This is a genomic window from Xanthobacter pseudotagetidis (genome assembly GCF_043194795.2).
GTDB classification, from domain to species: domain Bacteria; phylum Pseudomonadota; class Alphaproteobacteria; order Rhizobiales; family Xanthobacteraceae; genus Xanthobacter; species Xanthobacter tagetidis_A.
Genome location: NZ_CM195534.1, coordinates 2,921,485 through 2,940,810, shown reverse-complemented (window position 1 = coordinate 2,940,810; position 19,326 = coordinate 2,921,485). Strand labels below are relative to the sequence as shown.

General features: G+C 67.9%; 16 protein-coding genes. 4 read left to right on the top strand and 12 right to left on the bottom strand.

Features of this window, described 5'->3' with window-relative positions; genetic code table 11:
* Positions 1-6: 6 nt before the first annotated feature.
* The 9 genes from alaS to V5F67_RS13405 all read right to left on the bottom strand — a co-directional run bounded on the left by alaS (position 7) and on the right by V5F67_RS13405 (position 10,330).
* The gene (gene alaS / locus V5F67_RS13445) at positions 7-2,658 is read right to left on the bottom strand and encodes an alanine--tRNA ligase (protein ID WP_394017343.1); all 2,652 of its coding nucleotides are present in this window, start codon (positions 2,656-2,658) and stop codon (positions 7-9) included.
* 422 nt (positions 2,659-3,080) lie between these two features.
* On the bottom strand, positions 3,081-4,166 hold the full coding sequence (gene recA, locus V5F67_RS13440) for a recombinase RecA (RefSeq protein WP_394017344.1): 1,086 nt from the start codon (positions 4,164-4,166) through the stop codon (positions 3,081-3,083).
* A 429-nt stretch (positions 4,167-4,595) separates the two neighbouring features.
* Positions 4,596-4,907 carry a chorismate mutase gene (locus V5F67_RS13435; RefSeq protein WP_394017346.1) on the bottom strand — a complete coding sequence of 104 codons (312 nt, stop codon included), beginning with the start codon at positions 4,905-4,907 and terminating at the stop codon, positions 4,596-4,598.
* Positions 4,895-6,379 carry an Asp-tRNA(Asn)/Glu-tRNA(Gln) amidotransferase subunit GatA gene (gene gatA / locus V5F67_RS13430; protein ID WP_394017347.1) on the bottom strand — a complete coding sequence of 495 codons (1,485 nt, stop codon included), beginning with the start codon at positions 6,377-6,379 and terminating at the stop codon, positions 4,895-4,897. Before gatA ends, V5F67_RS13435 begins: the two co-directional genes overlap by 13 nt.
* Positions 6,376-6,663 (bottom strand): Asp-tRNA(Asn)/Glu-tRNA(Gln) amidotransferase subunit GatC, encoded by a 288-nt coding sequence (gene gatC / locus V5F67_RS13425; protein ID WP_394017348.1) that lies wholly within the window; start codon positions 6,661-6,663, stop codon positions 6,376-6,378. Before gatC ends, gatA begins: the two co-directional genes overlap by 4 nt.
* Positions 6,664-6,899: 236 nt before the next feature.
* Positions 6,900-8,051, bottom strand: coding sequence for a tRNA guanosine(34) transglycosylase Tgt (gene tgt, locus V5F67_RS13420; protein WP_394017350.1), 1,152 nt, complete (start codon positions 8,049-8,051; stop codon positions 6,900-6,902).
* Complete coding sequence (gene queA, locus V5F67_RS13415; protein ID WP_394017352.1) at positions 8,048-9,133, bottom strand: tRNA preQ1(34) S-adenosylmethionine ribosyltransferase-isomerase QueA; 1,086 nt, start codon at positions 9,131-9,133, stop codon at positions 8,048-8,050. Before queA ends, tgt begins: the two co-directional genes overlap by 4 nt.
* Positions 9,134-9,172: 39 nt before the next feature.
* A complete protein-coding gene (locus tag V5F67_RS13410; RefSeq protein ID WP_394017354.1) occupies positions 9,173-9,775 on the bottom strand; it encodes an exopolysaccharide biosynthesis protein in 603 nt (200 codons plus the stop codon).
* A 276-nt stretch (positions 9,776-10,051) separates the two neighbouring features.
* Complete coding sequence (locus V5F67_RS13405) at positions 10,052-10,330, bottom strand: usg protein (protein WP_394017355.1); 279 nt, start codon at positions 10,328-10,330, stop codon at positions 10,052-10,054.
* A 384-nt stretch (positions 10,331-10,714) separates the two neighbouring features.
* On the opposite strand from V5F67_RS13405, the gene groES reads away from it, so the two are divergent.
* Positions 10,715-11,029, top strand: a complete 315-nt coding sequence (groES, locus tag V5F67_RS13400; protein ID WP_394017357.1) for a co-chaperone GroES — start codon at positions 10,715-10,717, stop codon at positions 11,027-11,029.
* Positions 11,030-11,118: 89 nt separating this feature from the next.
* Positions 11,119-12,750 carry a chaperonin GroEL gene (gene groL, locus V5F67_RS13395; RefSeq protein ID WP_394017359.1) on the top strand — a complete coding sequence of 544 codons (1,632 nt, stop codon included), beginning with the start codon at positions 11,119-11,121 and terminating at the stop codon, positions 12,748-12,750.
* A gap of 288 nt (positions 12,751-13,038) precedes the next feature.
* On the opposite strand, the gene tyrS is transcribed toward groL, so the two are convergent.
* Positions 13,039-14,358, bottom strand: coding sequence for a tyrosine--tRNA ligase (gene tyrS, locus V5F67_RS13390; RefSeq protein WP_394017361.1), 1,320 nt, complete (start codon positions 14,356-14,358; stop codon positions 13,039-13,041).
* A gap of 104 nt (positions 14,359-14,462) precedes the next feature.
* On the opposite strand from tyrS, the gene V5F67_RS13385 reads away from it, so the two are divergent.
* On the top strand, positions 14,463-15,572 hold the full coding sequence (locus V5F67_RS13385) for an anhydro-N-acetylmuramic acid kinase (protein WP_394017363.1): 1,110 nt from the start codon (positions 14,463-14,465) through the stop codon (positions 15,570-15,572).
* Positions 15,573-15,882: 310 nt separating this feature from the next.
* Positions 15,883-16,917: a class I SAM-dependent methyltransferase gene (locus tag V5F67_RS13380; protein WP_394017364.1), complete on the top strand. Its 1,035-nt coding sequence runs from the start codon at positions 15,883-15,885 to the stop codon at positions 16,915-16,917.
* Positions 16,918-16,947: 30 nt separating this feature from the next.
* On the opposite strand, the gene V5F67_RS13375 is transcribed toward V5F67_RS13380, so the two are convergent.
* Together V5F67_RS13375 and V5F67_RS13370 are read right to left on the bottom strand one after the other, a co-directional pair.
* On the bottom strand, positions 16,948-18,885 hold the full coding sequence (locus V5F67_RS13375; protein WP_394017366.1) for an ABCB family ABC transporter ATP-binding protein/permease: 1,938 nt from the start codon (positions 18,883-18,885) through the stop codon (positions 16,948-16,950).
* 7 nt (positions 18,886-18,892) lie between these two features.
* Complete coding sequence (locus tag V5F67_RS13370) at positions 18,893-19,213, bottom strand: ArsR/SmtB family transcription factor (protein WP_394017368.1); 321 nt, start codon at positions 19,211-19,213, stop codon at positions 18,893-18,895.
* Positions 19,214-19,326 lie beyond the last annotated feature (113 nt).

Genomic DNA, 19,326 nt, shown 5'->3' with positions numbered 1-19,326 from the left:
CGCCGACTACCCCGCCAAAGCGGCCTCGATGGCGGCCAGCGCGTCGGCGGCCTTGGCGCCGTCCGGGCCGCCGGCCTGGGCCATGTCGGGACGCCCGCCCCCGCCCTTGCCGCCCAGCGCCTCGGCGCCGCGGCGCACCAGGGCGACCGCGTCGTAGCGGCCCGAGAGGTCGGGGGTGACGCCGACGACGATGCCGGCCTTGCCGTCCTCGGTGACGCCGACGATGGCCACCACGCCCGAGCCGATGCGCTTCTTGCCCTCGTCCACCAGTGCCTTGAGATCCTTGATCTCGATGCCGGAGACCGCGCGCGCCATGAGCTTCACGTCGCCGACGGTGCGCACCTCGTCGCCGCCGCCCGTGCCGCCGCCCATGGCGAGCTTCTTGCGGGCGTCCGCGAGGTCGCGCTCCAGCTTGCGGCGCTCCTCCACCAGCGCGGCGAGGCGCGCCTCCACCTCGGCGACCGGCGCCTTGAGGGTGGCGGCCGCGGCCTGGAGGGCGGCGTTCGCGCCGTTGAGGTGATGGCGCGCGGCATTGCCGGTCATCGCCTCGATGCGGCGCACGCCGGAGGCCACCGCGCCTTCCGAGACCAGCGAGATGAGGCCGATGTCGCCGGTGCGCTTCACGTGCGTGCCGCCGCACAGCTCCACCGAATAGGGCGCGCCGTTGCCCTCGTCCGTGCCCATGGAGACGACGCGCACCTCCTCGCCGTACTTCTCGCCGAACAAGGCGCGGGCGCCGGACTTGATGGCGTCGTCCACCGCCAGGACGCGGGTCTCCACCGGCTCGTTGCGCAGCACGAAGCGGTTGGCGATGTCCTCCACCTCGGCGCGCTCGGCGTCGGACAGCGGCTTGGGATGGGAGAAGTCGAAGCGCAGGCGGTCGGGCGCGACCAGCGAGCCCTTCTGGGCCACGTGGTCGCCGAGCACCCGGCGCAGCGCCTCGTGCAGCAGGTGGGTCGCGGAATGGTTGGCGCGCACGGCGGCGCGGCGCGTGTGGTCCACCTCCAGCGCCACCGGAGCGCCCACGGGCAGCGTGCCCGCCTCGACGCTGACGTCGTGGATGAAGAGGTCGCCGAGCTTCTTCTGGGTGCCGTGGACGATCGCGGTGAGGCCCCCCTCCCCGGTCAGGATGCCGATGTCGCCCACCTGGCCGCCGGATTCGCCGTAGAACGGCGTCTGGTTCAGGATCACGAGGCCGCGCTCGCCGGCGGACAGCCGCTCCACCGGAGCGCCCTCGCGCACGATCGCGCGCACCGCGCCCTCGGCCTTCTCGGTCTCGTAGCCGAGGAACTCGGTGGCCCCCACCTCGTCGCGCAGCGAGAACCAGACCGTGTCGGTCGCCGCCTCGCCCGAGCCGGCCCAGTTGGCGCGCGCCTCCGCCTTCTGGCGCGCCATGGCGGTGTCGAAGGCGGCGAGGTCCACCGAGATGTTGCGGGCGCGCAGGGCGTCCTGCGTCAGGTCGAGCGGGAAGCCGTAGGTGTCGTAGAGCTTGAACGCCACCTCGCCGGAGAAGCTCCCGCCGGACGAAAGGTGCGCCGTCTCCTCCTCCAGGATGGAGAGGCCGCGCTCGAGCGTGCGGCGGAAGCGCGTCTCCTCCAGCAGCAGGGTCTCGCTGGCGAGCGGCTCGGCGCGCACGATCTCCGGATAGGCGCGGCCCATCTCGCGCACCAGGATCGGCACCAGGCGGTGCATCAGCGGATCCTTGGCGCCGAGCAGCTGGGCGTGCCGCATGGCGCGCCGCATGATGCGCCGGAGCACGTAGCCGCGGCCCTCATTGGAGGGCAGCACGCCGTCGGCGGTGAGGAACACCGCCGAGCGCAGGTGGTCGGCGATCACCCGGTGGCTCGCCTTCTGCGGGCCGTCGGGATCGACGTTGGTGAGCTCGGCGACCTCGGCGATGATCGCCCGCATGAGGTCGGTCTCGTAATTGTCGTGCGTGCCCTGCAGCACCGCGGAGATGCGCTCCAGGCCCATGCCGGTGTCGATGGACGGGCGCGGCAGGACCAGCCGCTCGCCGCCGGCGAGCTGCTCGAACTGCATGAAGACGAGATTCCATATCTCGATGAAGCGGTCGCCGTCGGCGTCCGGCGAGCCGGGGGGGCCGCCGGGTATGTGCGGGCCGTGGTCGAAGAAGATCTCCGAGCAGGGACCGCACGGGCCGGTGTCGCCCATGGACCAGAAATTGTCGGAGGTGGGGATGCGGATGATCTTCTCGTCCGGCAGGCCGGCGATGGACTTCCACAGCCGGTGCGCCTCCTCGTCCTCGCTGTAGACGGTGACCAGCAGGCGGTCCTTCGGCAGCTCGAACTCGCGGGTGACGAGGTTCCAGGCAAGCTCGATGGCGCGGTCCTTGAAATAGTCGCCGAAGGAGAAGTTGCCCAGCATCTCGAAGAAGGTGTGGTGCCGCGCGGTGTAGCCCACATTGTCGAGGTCGTTGTGCTTGCCGCCGGCGCGCACGCATTTCTGCGAGGTCACAGCGCGCGCATAGGGCCGCTTCTCGACGCCGGTGAAGACGTTCTTGAACTGCACCATCCCCGCATTGGTGAACATGAGGGTCGGGTCGTTGTGCGGCACCAGCGGCGAGGAGGCCACCGCCTCGTGGCCCTGCTTGACGAAGTAGTCGATGAAGGTCGACCGGATCTCGTTCACGCCGCTCATGTGCCGGCCATCATCCCTCGATGCCGGCGCGGGATGCGTCCGGCGGTGGTGGTCTCCACGCGACCGCGCGCCGGAACGGCCGCATCGCGGCTCCGCCGGACCCCAACGGCGTGCCGGCCGGAACCGGGTTCGTTTAGCGAGGGGGCCTCAACTTGTCCAGAAAGCCGTGTCCCGGCGGCAGGGACGCCGGCCCCTGACCGCACCTCCCGCGGCCGAAGGTTTCACCGGCGGCGTCCCCGAGCCGGCAACGCCGGACGCCCGCGTCCTGGGCCGGAACCCGTCGCATCCGCGCCTGCCGGGCGCGCCGAACCGGACCGGCCACCGGGAGGACGGATCGCCATCCTCCGCAAACCCGGCGCGATCCGCCCCGAGGCAAGCCGCCCCGAGGCACGCCACACCGTCACGCCCGGCGGGCGGATGGCTCAGGCGTCGGCCTCGCTGCCCTCCGCATCGGCCTCCGGGTCTCCGGCCAGAATCTTCTCGGCGATGAGGCCGGCATTCTGGCGGATCGCCGCCTCGATCCGTCCGGCCGCCTCCGGATTCTGCTTCAGGAACGTCTTGGCGTTCTCGCGGCCCTGGCCGAGACGCTGGCTGTCGTAGGAGAACCAGGCGCCGGATTTCTCGACCACGCCGGCCTTGACGCCGAGGTCGAGCAGCTCGCCCGTCTTCGACACCCCCTCCCCGTACATGATGTCGAACTCCACCTGCTTGAAGGGCGGGGCGAGCTTGTTCTTCACCACCTTCACGCGGGTCTGGTTGCCGACCACCTCGTCGCGCTCCTTGATCATGCCGATGCGGCGGATGTCGAGGCGGACGGAGGCGTAGAACTTGAGCGCGTTGCCGCCGGTGGTGGTCTCCGGCGAACCGTACATCACACCGATCTTCATGCGGATCTGATTGATGAAGATCACCATGGTGTTGGACTTGGAGATCGAGCCCGTGAGCTTGCGCAGCGCCTGGCTCATCAGGCGCGCCTGCAGGCCCGGCTGATTGTCGCCCATCTCGCCGTCGAGCTCGGCGCGCGGGGTGAGCGCCGCCACCGAATCGACCACCAGCACGTCGATGGCGCCCGAGCGCACCAGTGTGTCGGCGATCTCCAGCGCCTGCTCGCCGGCGTCTGGCTGGGAGATCAGGAGATCGTCGAGATTGACCCCCAGCTTGCGCGCATAAACCGGGTCGAGCGCGTGCTCGGCGTCGATGAAGGCGCAGGTGCCGCCCTTCTTCTGCGCCTCGGCCACCGCGTGGAGCGCCAGCGTGGTCTTGCCCGACGATTCAGGCCCGAAGATCTCGACGATGCGCCCCTTGGGCAGGCCGCCGATGCCGAGGGCGATGTCGAGGCCGAGCGAGCCGGACGGAATGCTCTCGATCTCGATCGCCTTGCCGCTCTTGCCGAGCCGCATGATCGAGCCCTTGCCGAAATGGCGCTCGATCTGGGAGAGCGCGGCGTCGAGCGCCTTGGTCTTGTCCATGGAGGAACCTTCGACGAGTCGGAGTGTCGCCTGAGTCATTGCCGCGCTCCGGGGCTGGCGCAAGGAAAAACGAGAACGTCGCGTTTGTACCTTGTTTGTTCTCTGTTCGCAATATGTTCTCATGTCCTCATGGTTGGGAATCTGTTGCGCCCATGGGATGCGCGACCGCCGAACGGCGTCCTGGCGAGCCGGCGTGCCCGTCGTCATGCGCCGGCCTTTCCGGCGAAAACCGTTGGGAGCGAAGAAAAAAGAAGGGCTTGCAGTCGCGCAGGTCAGCGGCCATGCCGGCGAAGGTCGGCAAGGAGCGTGTGAGCCCTGCCCCGCTGCCGGGCTTCACGGGCACGGGCGCGCGCCCTAGAGCGCGATCCGATCAAATTGGTTCGATTTGATCGGTGAACCGCCCTCTAACTTAATGATAGAGAACGCGTTGTCCGATCAGCTTGCGTTGCAGGCTGATCGGCGCGCGCCCTAGAGGCGCGCGTTCTCGTAGTCGATGGTCTGGGCGATCAGCGTCCGCCAGAGCGCGCCGGCGATGCCCGGCGGCAGGCCCTTGCCGGCGGCGAGCGCCTCCACCTGGGCCACCACCTCTTCCACCCGGTCGGGCAGCAGAGCGGGAATGCCGTTCGCCTGCTTGATCTTCACCACCTCCTCGACCACCGCGAAGCGCTCCGCCAGCAGGTCGACCATGCGCGCGTCGATGCCGTCGATGGCCCGCCGCGCCTCGGCGAGGGCCGCCGGAACCGGTCCGCCCGAGCCGATGGCACCGCTCACCGGCGCCACCACAGCTTCTCCACCGGGAAGCGGCCCGCAGCCTCCTCGATCACCTCGGCGAGGGAGAACAACGTCTCCTCCTCGAACGGACGGCCGATGAGCTGGAGGCCGAGCGGCAGCCCGTCCGCCGACAGCCCTGCGGGCACCGAGATGCCGGGCAGGCCCGCCATGTTCACGGTCACGGTGAAGACGTCGTTGAGATACATCTCCACCGGGTCGGCCTTCACCTTCTCGCCGATGCCGAAGGCGGGCGACGGGGTGGCCGGGGTGAGCACCGCGTCCACGCCCTGCGAGAACACGTAGTCGAAGTCGCTCTTGATCAGCGAGCGCACCTTCTGGGCGCGCAGGTAGTAGGCATCGTAATAGCCGGCGGAGAGCACGTAGGTGCCGATCATGATGCGCCGGCGCACCTCCGGCCCGAAGCCGGCGGCGCGGGTGTTCTCGTACATCTCCACCACGTCGCGGCCCGGCACGCGCAGGCCGTAGCGCACGCCGTCATAGCGCGCGAGGTTGGAGGAGGCCTCGGCCGGGGCGACGATGTAGTAGGCCGGCAGGGCGTACTGGGTGTGGGGCAGCGAGATGTCGACGATCTCGGCGCCGGCATCCCTGAGCCAGGCCGCGCCGTCGTTCCACAGGGTGTCGATCTCGTCCGCCATGCCGTCCACGCGGTATTCGCGCGGGATGCCGATGCGCTTGCCCTTGATGGAGGCGCCGACCGCCTCCTCGTAGTCCGGCACCGGCCGGTCGACGCTGGTGGAATCCTTGGGATCGTAGCCCGCCATGGAGCGCAGCAGCAGCGCCGCGTCGTTCACCGTGCGGGCGAACGGGCCGGCCTGGTCGAGCGAGGAGGCGAACGCCACGATCCCCCAGCGCGAGCAGCGCCCGTAGGTGGGCTTGATGCCGACCGTGCCGGTGAAGGCCGCCGGCTGGCGGATCGAGCCGCCGGTGTCAGTGCCGGTGGCCCCGGCGCACAGGAACGCCGCCACGGCCGCCGCCGAGCCGCCGGAGGAGCCGCCAGGGACGATGGGCGTGGTATCGCCGTCGCGCCGCCAGGGAGAAACGACGGGGCCGAAGGCGGAGGTCTCGTTGGACGAGCCCATGGCGAACTCGTCATTGTTGAGCTTGCCGAGCATCACCGCGCCGTCGCGCCAGAGATTGGCGGTGACGCTGGATTCGTACTCCGGGACGAAGTTTTCCAGGATCTTCGAGCAGGCCGTGGTGCGCACGCCCTCGGTGGCGAACATGTCCTTGATGCCGAGGGGGATGCCCTCCAGATGCCCGGTGTCGCCCGAGGCGATGCGGGCATCGCTGTCCTTCGCCATGTCGAGGGCGATCTCGGGCGTCTCCAGCACGTAGGCGTTGAGGTCGCGCGCCTCCGCCATGGCCTTGAGATAGGCCTCGGTGAGCTCCACGGAGGTGAACTCGCCCATGGCGAGCCCTTCGCGCGCCTGGGTGAGGGTCAGCTGGGTCAGCTTGGTCATTCCACCACCTTCGGAACGGTGAAGAAGCCGCCCTCGGCCTCCGGGGCGTTGGCGAGCACCTTGTCCGGGCAGTGGCCGTCGCTGACCACGTCCTCGCGCATGGGCAGGTCCACCGGCACGACGCTGGTGAGCGGATCGACGCCGGAGACATCGAGGTCCGCCAGTTGCTCCACGAATTCGAGGATGGCGTTGAGCTCGTGGCTCAGGTGGTCGAGTTCGTCCTCGCGGACCGCGATGCGCGCAAGATGCGCCACGCGGCGGACGGTCGCCTGATCGACGGACATGCTGTGCTCCCGAAAGCCGACCTGCGCTATAGCAAGCGGGCGTTCCCCGGCGCAATGGCGGCGGGCCGATGTTGTCGGACGACGAGCCTTCTGCCCCGTGTCGATCGCGCGAACCCGCCCCCTTTCACCGCCGCCATGCTCCGGCTTGAGCGGAGCATCCATGGCCGGAGCCGCCGAGCCCGAGGGCGACGGACGAACAGCAGTCTCAGCAAACCACGCCCAGACGCCCCCTGCCCTCACCCCACCGGCGCGATGTCACCCCGCGCCCAGCCTTCCTTGGTCTCTGCCACATAATCCGCGTAGCGCCCGGCGGCGATGGCGGCGCGGGCGCCGGCCATGAGCTGCTGGTAGTAATGAATATTTGCCCAGGAGATCAGCATCGCCCCCAGCATCTCCTCGCAGCGCACGAGGTGATGCAGGTAGGCGCGGGAATAGTCGCGCAGCGCCGGGCAATCGCTCGCTTCGTCCAGCGGGCGCGGGTCCTCGGCGTGGCGGGCGTTCTTCAGGTTGATGCGGCCGAAGCGGGTGAAGGCGAGCGCATGGCGGCCGGAGCGGGTCGGCATGACGCAGTCGAACATGTCGATGCCGCGCGCGACCGCCTCCAGAAGGTCGTCCGGCGTGCCCACGCCCATGAGGTAGCGCGGCTTTGCCGCCGGCAGGTGCGGTTCCACGGTCTCGATCATGGCGAGCATGACCTCCTGCGGCTCACCCACCGCAAGGCCGCCGATGGAATGGCCGGGGAAGTCCATGTCGGCGAGCGCGCGGGCCGACTCCACCCGGAGCGCCGGCACCGCCCCGCCCTGGACGATGCCGAACAGCGCCCGCCCCTTCGGCTGCGCCTCGAACGCGCGCTTCGAGCGCTCGGCCCAGCGCAGGGACAGGCGCATGGCGCGCTCGGCCTCCGCATCCTCGCACGGCAGGCGCACGCATTCATCGAGCTGCATCTGGATGTCGGCGCCGAGCAGGCCCTGGATCTCGATGGAGCGCTCCGGGCTCATCTCATGGAGCGCGCCGTCCACGTGCGAGCGGAAGGTGACGCCCTGCTCGCTCATCTTGCGCAGCGACGACAGGCTCATGACCTGGAAGCCGCCGGAATCGGTGAGGATCGGCCCGTCCCAGCCCATGAACGTATGCAGCCCCCCAAGCCGGGCCACCCGCTCGGCGCCGGGGCGCAGCATGAGGTGATAGGTGTTGGCGAGCACGATGTCGGCGCCCGCCTGCCGCACCTGGTCGAAATAGAGCCCCTTCACGGTCGCCACCGTGCCCACCGGCATGAAGGCCGGCGTGCGGATCGCCCCGCGTGGCGTCGAGACGATACCGGTGCGGGCGGCGCCCGAGGTGGCGGAGACGGCGAAAGAGAAGGTGTCGGAGGCAGGCGCGGCGGTCATGCTCCGCCTTCTGGCAGAAGCAGGCACGCATCGCCATAGGAATAGAAGCGGTAGCCCTGCGCGATGGCATGGGCATAGGCACGCTTCTGCGCCTCATGGCCGACCAGCGCCGCCACCAGCATCACCAGCGTCGAGCGCGGCAGATGGAAGTTGGTGAGCATGCCGCCGATGGCCCTGAACCGGTAGCCGGGCGTGATGAAGATGTCGGTCTCGCCCGCGAACGGACGGATGACGCCGTCCTCCCCCGCCGCGCTCTCGATCAGCCGGGTGGAGGTGGAGCCGACGGTGAGGATGCGCCCTCCCTTCGCCTTCACCGCGTTGAGGGCATCGGCGGTCTCGCGCGTCACCTCGCCCCATTCGGCGTGCATGCGGTGGCCGGAGGTGTCGTCCGCCTTCACCGGCAGGAAGGTGCCCGGCCCCACGTGCAGCGTCACCGTGTGCCGCTCCACCCCGGCCGCGGCGATGCGCGCCAAGAGGTCCGGCGTGAAATGCAGGCTGGCGGTGGGCGCCGCCACCGAGCCGGAGACGCGGGCGAACAGGGTCTGGTAGTCCTCCCGGTCGCGGTCGTCCTCGTGGCGGCGGGCGGCGATGTACGGCGGGATCGGCATGTGGCCCACCTGGGCGATGGCCTCGTCCAGCGCCGGGCCGGCAAGGTCGAAGGCGAGCCGCACCGCGCCGTCCTCGTCCTTGCCCTCCACGGTGGCGTCGAGCGTGCCGAGGAGGCAGGCGCTGCCCTCCCCGCCGAAGCGCACACGGTCGCCTTCCTTCAGCCGCTTGCCCGGCTTGGCGAAGGCGCGCCAGCGCGCCGGGCCGAGCCGCTTCACCAGCGTCGCCTCGATGCGCACCTCGCCGCCGGCGCGGGCGCGCACGCCTTCGAGCGCGGCAGGAATGACGCGGGTGTCGTTCACCACCAGCGCGTCGCCGGGTTTCAGAAACGAGGGCAGGTCGCGCACCCCCCGGTCTTCCAGCTCCGGCTCCGCGCCGGGACGCACCACCAGCATGCGCGCCGCATCGCGCGGCTCGGCGGGGCGGAGCGCGATACGCTCCTCGGGAAGCTCGAAATCGAAGGTGTCGACGCGCATGGAACAGGGGTCGCCAGAAGAAAGGGCCGGACAGCCCTTCTAGAATATAGCGATCGCTCCCTGCCAGATGGCCCAGCTCATCAGGCCGGTGACGGCGAGGCCGAGCAGGGTGGCGCCGAAGCCGGCGAGAATCACCAGCCCGTCCCGCTCCACCAGGCCGAGGCCGAACACGCACACGGCAAATCCCGGCGGCAGGTTGCCGAGGAAGGGGATGGGCAGCAGCAGGATGAAGCCCAGAAGCACGACCGTCGCGCCCACCACCCGGCGCGCGGTGGGACCGGCGAACTGCTCGTAGCGCGGGCGCGAGAAGCGCTCGAAGCGCTCGATCCAGGGCTTGGAGTGGGTGACGATGCTCTCCAGCATGGAGCGCGAGAAGGTGCGCTTGGCCACCTTCTCCGGCAGCCACAGCTCCTGGCGTCCGATCATCATCTGCGCGCCGATGAGGCCGAGGATGATGCCGCAGATCACCGGAATACCCGGCGGCATGGGAATGCAGTTGGGGATGCCGAAGATCAGGAACAGGATGCCGAATGCGCGGTTGCGCAGCGCGTTCACGAGATCGCCGATGGCCACCTTGTCCTCGGTGTGGGCAGCGAGCACCGCGGCAAGCAGTTCGGACGTTCTGGGCGTGCGATGGTCCAAGGCGACCTTTCCTCCTGGTCGCCCATCCATAGCATCGAGAAAGCGGCAGTGTCAGGGCATGACCGCGGCGGCCCGACCGTCCAGCCTCGAACTTTCGCACGCGAGCGCCATGCAGGGCGCTGAAACCAAGGCCCTGAAGACATGGCGCCGAAAACGGGCAAAGCGGCATGCGCGTGAACCCCCGCAAACGCGCATGCCCGCCTGCCGCCCCCGCTCAAGCTAGCGCATCTGCGGCCCCAAGGGGAGAGCAAATGACGTATGAGGCAACCTGGCTCCTCAATGGAGCAGGAACATGCCGTTCACCGGTGTCAGCTCCGCCGGCTTGATCAGGCCGCAATGGCTGACGCGAACGGAATGCAAGGCGCCCTCGATCTCCTTGCGCCAGAAGGCGAGGAACCGGTTGAGCTCCGGGAAGTCGGGGCAGAGGTCATATTCCTGCCAGACGAAGCTCTGGAGCAGCTTGGGATGATCTGGCAGCCGATAGAGAATCTCGGCCGTGGCCAGGCCGTAGCCCTCGATCTGACGAACGAAGTCGCGCGACACCGAAGAGACCATGTTCTGAACCTCCTCCGCCTGATCCGGCGCGAGGCCGGAGAACCATTGTCGGCTCACGAGCTTCCGCCCGCCAAGGCTAAAGAATGGTTTATTCAAGCAAAAACAATGGACTAGCAGCGATTGGACATGACTGCTGACAGAACGCTCCCATTGCCGCCGCAATGCCGGCGCATAAGCCACGCGTCCCCGCTCCTTGCCTTAACGCCTTGAGCCGCAATGCTTCGCCGGCCATGGAAGGGCGTCTGGCACTCCCCTGGATCGAGTGCCAATTTTTTCCCGACTCCCCCTTGAAGGTCGCGCGGGCGCCCCTTAGATCGCCAGCGGAGCCGGGAGCGCACGCGCCCGGTGCCCCGAAAAATGGCATTCCAACCGGAGGTTTCCCCGATGGGTTTCCGTCCCCTGCACGACCGCGTGGTGGTCAAGCGTATCGACGCCGAAGAGAAGACCGCCGGCGGCATCATCATTCCCGACACCGCCAAGGAGAAGCCCATGCAGGGCGAGGTGGTGGCTGTCGGCCCCGGCGCCCGCAACGAGAAGGGCGAACTGGTGGCGCTCGACGTGAAGGCCGGCGACCGCGTGCTGTTCGGCAAGTGGTCCGGCACCGAGGTCAAGATCGACGGCCAGGACCTGCTCATCATGAAGGAGAGCGACATCCTTGGCGTGATCGAGGGCACCGCCTCGGCCAAGAAGGCTGCGTGAGCAGCCTTCAAGCGCAAGAGCTAACGGCCGCCTGAGCGGCCTGCGCTTTTTTCCAAGTTCAATCGTCCCAAGCTGAAGGAGCAAGGCACATGGCTGCCAAGGACGTGAAATTCTCCGTGGACGCGCGCGACAAGGTTCTGCGCGGCGTCGACATCCTCGCCAACGCGGTGAAGGTGACGCTCGGCCCCAAGGGCCGCAACGTCGTCATCGAGAAGAGCTTCGGCGCCCCCCGCATCACCAAGGACGGTGTGACGGTGGCGAAGGAGATCGAGCTCGAGGACAAGTTCGAGAACCTCGGCGCCCAGCTGGTGCGCGAGGTCGCCTCCAAGACCAACGACCTCGCCGGCGACGGCACCACCACCGCCACCGTGCTCGCCCAGGCGATCGTCAAGGAAGGCGCCAAGGCGGTGGCCGCCGGCATGAACCCCATGGACCTGAAGCGCGGCGTCGACCTCGCCGTCGAGGCCATCGTCAAGGATCTGGCCGCCAACTCCAAGAAGGTGACCTCCAACGAGGAGATCGCCCAGGTCGGCACCATCTCCGCCAACGGCGACGCCGAGGTCGGCAAGTTCCTCGCCGAGGCCATGAAGAAGGTCGGCAACGAGGGCGTCATCACGGTGGAGGAGGCGAAGTCCTTCGAGACCGAGCTCGACGTGGTCGAGGGCATGCAGTTCGACCGCGGCTACCTCTCGCCCTACTTCGTCACCAACGCCGAGAAGATGCGCGTTGAGTTCGAGGATCCCTACATCCTCATCCACGAGAAGAAGCTCTCTGGCCTCCAGGAGCTGCTCCCGGTGCTCGAGGCGGTGGTCCAGTCGGCGAAGCCGCTCGTGATCATCGCCGAGGACGTGGAGGGCGAGGCCCTCGCCACCCTCGTGGTGAACAAGCTGCGTGGTGGCCTGAAGGTCGCGGCGGTGAAGGCCCCCGGCTTCGGCGACCGTCGCAAGGCCATGCTGCAGGACATCGCCATCCTGACCGGCGGCCAGGCGATCTCCGAGGACCTCGGCATCAAGCTCGAGAACGTGAACCTCTCCATGCTCGGCCGCGCCAAGAAGGTGGTGATCGAGAAGGAGAACACCACGATCGTCGACGGCGCCGGCTCCAAGGAGGAGATCACCGCCCGCATCCAGCAGATCAAGGCGCAGATCGAGGAGACCACCTCGGACTATGACCGCGAGAAGCTGCAGGAGCGCCTCGCCAAGCTTGCCGGCGGCGTGGCCGTCGTGCGCGTCGGCGGCGCCACCGAGGTCGAGGTGAAGGAGAAGAAGGACCGCGTTGACGACGCGCTCCACGCCACCCGCGCCGCGGTCGAGGAAGGCGTGCTGCCTGGCGGCGGCGTCGCCCTGCTGCGCTCCGTGAAGGTGCTCGAGGGCATCAAGGTCGAGAATGCCGACCAGAAGACCGGCATCGAGATCGTCCGCAAGGCGGTCCAGGCCCCGGCGCGCCAGATCGCCAGCAATGCCGGCGACGACGGCTCCGTGGTGGTGGGCAAGATCCTGGAGTCCAACGACTACGCCTTCGGCTACAACGCCCAGACGGGCCAGTATGTCGACATGGTGAAGGCCGGCATCATCGACCCCACCAAGGTGGTGCGCACGGCGCTCCAGGACGCGGCCTCCGTGTCCGGCCTGCTGATCACCACCGAGGCGCTCATCGCCGAGCTGCCGAAGAAGGCCGGCCCCGCGATGCCGGCCATGCCGGGCGGCGGCATGGACTTCTGAGGTAGAGGACGTTCTGACGCCGCCCGGCTCTCTTGAGCAACGCAAGCCGGCAGCAGCCGGCTTGCTCGGGCGGCGGCATGGACTTCTGAGGTAGAGGACGTTCTGACGCCGCCCGGCTCTTTCGGGCAACGCGAGCCGGCGACAGCCAGCTTGCTCGGGCGGAAAAAGGAAAGAGGCGGCCGGTCGCTCCGGCCGCCTTTTCTTTTGCCCCCGCGGCCTCGATCCAAAGCAAGACCTCTCAAGCCCGGGACGACTCCCCTCCCAAGGGATGGGAACGATCCCGTTCCCTCACACCGGCTTCAGCAGCACGTGCTTCTTCTTGCCGAGCGAGAGCTTGACGACGCCCTCGGGGGTCAGGTCGGCCATGGAGAGCGCGGCCTTCTCATCCGTCACCGCCGCATCGTTCACGCGCAGGCCGCCGCCCTTGATCTGGCGCCGCGCCTCGCTGGTGGAGGCGACGAGGCCGGCCTCCACGAACGCGTTCGCCACCGGCAGGCCGGCCTCCAGCTTCGCCGCCGGCACATCGACTGTCGGCAGGTCCACCGCCAGAGCCCCCTCGGCGAAGGTGGTGCGGGCGGTCTCCTTGGCCTTCTCGGCGGCCTCGCGGCCATGCAGGAGCGCCGTCGCCTCGGTGGCGAGCACCTCCTTGGCGATGTTGATCTCCTGGCCCTGAAGCGCGGCCAGCCGCGCGATCTCGTCCAGCGGCAGCTCGGTGAAGAGCTTCAGGAAGCGCTCCACGTCCGCGTCCCCGGCATTGCGCCAGTACTGCCAGTACTCGTAAGGGCTCAGCAGGGTCTCATCGAGCCAAACGGCGCCGCCGGCGGTCTTGCCCATCTTGGCGCCCGAGGAGGTGGTGAGCAGCGGCGTGGTCAGCGCGAACAGCTCCGCGCCGCGCATGCGGCGGCCCAGCTCCATGCCGTTGACGATGTTGCCCCACTGGTCCGAGCCGCCCATCTGCAGGATGCAGCCGTGGCGCTTGTTGAGCTCCACGAAGTCGTAGGCCTGCAGGATCATGTAGTTGAATTCGAGGAAGGTGAGCGGCTGCTCGCGCTCCAGGCGCAGCTTCACCGAATCGAAGGTGAGCATGCGGTTGATGGTGAAGTGCGGCCCCACCTCGCGCAGGAGCGGGATGTATTTCAGCTCGTCCAGCCAGGCCGCGTTGTTCTCCATGATGGCGCGATTGTTTGGCGTTTCCCCACGCTCGCGAGGATTGGTGCGCTCTTGAAGGGCGGCAAAACCTCGCGTGGGCTGGTCGAAGTCGAGAAACCGCGCGAACACCTTGCGAATCGAGGCGATGTTGTCCTCGATCTGCTGGTCGGTCAGCATCTTGCGCGCCTCGTCCTTGCCGGACGGATCGCCGATCTTGGTGGTGCCGCCGCCCATGAGCGCGATCGGCCGGTGGCCGGTGCGCTGGAGGGTGCGCAGCATCATGATGGAGAGCAGATGCCCCGCATGCAGGCTCGATGCGGTGGCGTCGAAGCCGATATAAGCGGTGATGGGGCCTTCCGCCGCCTTGGCGTCGAGGCGCTCCAGGTCCGAGCACTGGTGGATGTAGCCGCGCTCGGAGAGCGTGTTGAGGAAGTCGGAGCGGAAGGCGGGGCTGGTCATCGCAATTCTGTCGGTCTGCCGGAGGACGGGCGGAAGGAGCGGTGGTGTATCAGGTCCGCGCCCGCTTTGCGACCTTGGGCGGGAAACGGGAGGCGGAGGAAGGCATGCGCGCGATCGGGCTCATGAGCGGCACCTCCATGGACGGGGTGGACGTGGCGCTGATCGAGACCGACGGCGAGGCGGTCTTCTGGCGCGGGCCTGCCCTCACCTTCCCGTTCGACGGCGCCACCCGCGCGCTGCTGGCCGGCGCAGTGGAGGATGCGCGCGGCGTCAATGCCCGCACCGACCGGCCGGGCCGACTTGCGGCCGCCGAGGCGCGCATCACCGATCTGAACGCCCAGGCTGTGGAGGCGCTCGTCGCCAGCCTGCGCCTCGCGCCCTCCGACATCGCCGTGGTGGGCTTCCACGGCCAGACCGTGATCCACCGGCCGGACGCCCGCCTCACCGTGCAGCTCGGCCTCGGCGCGGCCTTGGCGCGGCGCCTCGGCATCGCGGTGGTCGCCGACATGCGGGCGGCGGACGTGGCGGCGGGCGGCCAAGGCGCGCCGCTAGTCCCCGCCTATCACCGGGCGCTGGCGCGCGGCCTCGACGGCCCGCGCCCGCTGGCGGTGCTGAACGTGGGCGGCGTCTCCAACGTCACTTACCTCGATGGCGAGGACGACCCCGTCGCCTGCGACACCGGCCCGGGCAATGCCCTTCTGGACGACTTCCTCCTCGCCCGCGCGGGCCTTGCCTATGACGACGGCGGCGCCATAGCCGCCCGCGGGTCCGTCGACACGGGTGCCGTGGCGCGGGTGATCGCCGATCCCTTCTTCGCCGCGCCGCCACCCAAGTCGCTCGACCGCAACGAATTCCGCGAGATCGCCAAGACGCGCCTCGGGCTCGATGCCCTGTCTCTGGAGGACGGCGCGGCCACCCTCACCGCGCTCACCGCCGCGAGCGTCGCCGCAATTGTTCCCCTGCTCCCGGCCCCGCCCCGGCGCTGGATCGTCGCCGGCGGCGGCGCCCGCAACGCCACGCTGCGGGCGATGCTGGCCGCGCGACTGGGGGCCGAGGTCCTGATGGCGGACGAGGTGGGCTGGTCGTCGGATGCGCTGGAGGCGGAGGCCTTCGCCTTTCTCGCCGTGCGGGCGCTCAAGGGGCTGGCGCTGACATTTCCAGCCACCACGGGCGCACCCAGGCCGCTCACCGGGGGCGCGGTTTTCCGGCCTTGATCCGGAGCCGGCGGCAAACCCGGGCAAGAGGCTACGAACCTGGGGCAACGCAGCCGCGATGCTGCGATCCGGTCGGCAGGGCGCCAGCGGCGGCGGAAAGTACCCGAGATCAGATGCTTTCGAATTGAGGTCGATCGCGGTTACTGGAGCGCGACCGGTTCGAAGCCGGCTGCCCAGCCGGAGCGATCAGGCGCACCCTTAACGGCCCGCTGCCCCGATTGCGTTGGGCGGGTGATTGATGGAAAGTGCCGAATTGTAAACCACTCGTATCCGGCGACATCCTACCCCCATGCCATATGAGGCCGCAAATATGCTTAGCCGATACAAGTACGAACCCAATCGCCCATACATTGCAATGACGCCGGAGATGGTGTCCGCTAAGAATGCTTTTTTGCAGAAATGGGACGAACGCCTGTCCCTTACTCCTCTCAACTGTTTCATTTGTGAGCGGTCTGATTTTGAGCCCGTAGCTGAAATTGATAGATACGGATTTTATTATCCAACGGGATTATGCAAATTCTGTGGAAATGTACAGCAATCAAAATATTATTCACCCGAATGTGTTGCAGATTTTTATACAAATTACTATCGTTTTCTTTATGGAAACAAAAGTCCAGAGGAATTATTTTCTGAGCAAATTTCGAGGGGCGAAAGAATACTTCTATTCGCAAAGGGCCATATCCCGCCAGGGGGCCGTGTGCTGGAGATCGGCACGGGTGCGGGCGGCATTCTGAGCGTCTTTAACGATCAAGGATACTCTACTGTCGGCCTTGATTTCGACGACCGCATGCTGGCGTATGGCCGCAGTCGGGGATTGACCCTGCTTCGCGGAAGCACCGAGGCCCTGGCCGCGGATGACAAATTCGATCTGATCATCGTTTGTCATGTTCTCGAACATGTAACGGATCCTGTTGATTTTCTTGAAAAGACGTCTCAATTTTTGAGCCCTACGGGCAAGATTTATATCGAAGTGCCATCGCTTGAAAGTATAAATTATGGCGGTTATGAGTTTGATATTCTACTCTACCTTCAGAATGCCCATGTGACACAGTTCACCAGGCCGACTATGGAAAATCTTCTTCGGAAGACGGGCTACCGAATGGTCAAATTCGACCCGTTTATCAAATGCCTGATCGAGAAGGACCCATCCGCGGTCGGCGCTTGGACCAACAGCGCCGCTTATGCGCGCGACCTGCTAGAGCAGATTGAGTACAACCGCACCAGCATCACGCTCAGCAAGGTCAAGCATTGGCTTAAGCGCAGCCTTCGCAAGGCTGTCGTGGCGGTTGCCACTCCTCTTGGATTGAAGAAGAACCTGAAAGCGCTCGCGGCCAGGATGAAGTAACAACGGCCGACCTTCCTCTTGGATGTGCCCTCACGCCGCGCTCGGGGCGTCCTCGCGCAGGTCCGGGTCCGCGTCGCGCGTCAGAGCGTGCTCGCGGCCGACGAGTTCCTCCTCGGCGGCGCGCACCTTCTCCTGGGCGCTCTCGGCCTCGCGCTGGCGGTTCCAGAGCGCCGCATAGAGACCGCCCTTGGCGAGCAGCGCGGCATGGCTGCCGCGCTCCGCCACTCGGCCTTCGGCCAGCACCAGGATCTCGTCCGCCCCCACTACGGTGGACAGGCGATGGGCGATGACGAGGGTGGTGCGTCCTTCCGAGACCCTGTCGAGCGCGCTCTGTATCTCCCGCTCGGTGTGGCTGTCGAGGGCGCTCGTCGCCTCGTCCAGCACCAGGATCGGCGGCGCCTTGAGGATGGTGCGGGCGATGGCCACACGCTGCTTCTCGCCGCCGGAGAGCTTCAGGCCGCGCTCGCCCACCTCGGTCCTGAAGCCGTGCGGGGTCGCGCGGATGAAGCCGTCGATCTGGGCGAGGCGCGCCGCCTCCTCCACCTCGGCGTCGGAGGCGCCGGGCCGGCCGTAGCGGATGTTGTAGGCGATGGTGTCGTTGAACAGCACCGTGTCCTGCGGGACCATGCCGATGGCGGCGCGCAGGCTGTCCTGCGTCACTTGGCGGATGTCCTGCCCGTCAATGGTGATGCGGCCCTCCGAGACGTCATAGAAGCGGAACAGAAGGCGCGAGAGCGTCGACTTGCCGGCCCCGGACGGCCCGACGATGGCAACCGTGCGCCCCGCCGGCACCTCGAAGGTGACGCCCTTCAGGATCTCCCGCTCCGGATCGTAGGCGAAGCGCACATCCTCGAACCGCACCGTGCCGCCGGAAACCACGAGGCCCGGCGCGCCCGGCGCGTCCTTGATCTCGGGATCGCGCGCGAGCACCGTGAACATGGCCTCGATGTCCACCATGGCCTGCTTGATCTCGCGGTAGATCATGCCGAGGAAGTTCAGCGGCACGTAGAACTGGATCATCATGGCGTTGACCATGACGAACGAGCCGACGCTCTGGCGCCCGGCGCGGATGTCCGTCACGCACAGCACCATCAGCGCCGTGAGGCCGGCGGTGAAGATCAGCGCCTGGCCGGCATTCAGCCAGGCGAGCGAGGTGTAGGTCTTGACGGTCGCCTTCTCGTAGCGCGCCACCGAGCGGTCGTAGCGGGCCGCCTCCCACGTCTCGGCGCCGAAATACTTCACCGTCTCGTAGTTCAAGAGGCTGTCCACGGCCTTGGAGGCAGCGTCGGTGTCGCTGTCGTTCATCTCGCGGCGGATGGCGATCCGCCACTCGCTGGCCTGGTAGGTGAAGGCGGTGTAGAGCGCGACCGTCACCGCCACCACCGCCGCATAGCGCCAGTCGAAGGCGAAATAGAGCACGCCCAGCACCATCGCCAGCTCGACCATGGTGGGCGCGAGCTGGAGCATCAGCATGCGCACGATGGTCTCGATGCCGTCGCGCGCCCGCTCCAGGATGCGGGTGAGCCCGCCGGTGCGCCGCTCCAGGTGGAAGCGCAGCGAGAGCTGGTGCATGTGGCGGAAGGTGACCATGGCGAGCTTGCGCACCGCATGCAGCGCCACCTGCGCGAACAGGCCGTCGCGCAACTGGGTGACGCCGGCCATGGTGACGCGGGCAAGGCCGTAGGCGAGCGTCAGCAGGATCGGCGCGCCGAGGATGTAGGCGATGGTTGCCCCGTCCCCCTGCCCGTCCGCCTCGGCGGCAAGCGCGTCGGTCGCCCACTTGAACACGAACGGCACCACCATGGTGGCGCCCTTGGCGGCGAACAGCAGCAGGAAGGTGAGGACCACGCGGCGCTTCAGGTCCGGCCGGTCGACAGGCCACAGATAGGGCCACAGCGCCCGCACGGTGGCGGCGAGGCGCGCGCCGGGCGCGGAACGGGGAGCCGGAGTGTTCGGTGTCGGGGACATGATATTCCTAGTCGTGCTCCGCGCCGCTTGCGGGCGTGGGGAGCAGCCGGCCGAGGAAGGCGTCGAGCTCGCCTCTGAGGCGGCGCACCTCCGCGGCATCGATCTGGTAGTGGGTGCGCTGGCCGTCCGGGCGGGCGCTGACGAGCCCTGCGGCGACCAGCACCTTGAGGTGCTCGGAAACGGTGGACTGGGCGAGCGGCAGCTCGCGCACGATGTCGCCGCAGGGGCAGCAGTCGCGCCGCGCCAGCATGCGCAGCGCCGCAAGCCGGGCCGGATGGCCGAGCGCGCGCATCCGCGTTGCGAGGCTCTCGGCCTCCGCGTCGCTCATCGGCGCCGGGCACACGGAGCGAGGTTGAGTGACATCATCCATCGTTCATCGCCGATAGCCGATGAACGTCGCTTTTTGAAGGCGGCGGGTGCGATTTTCCGATGCGTCACGAT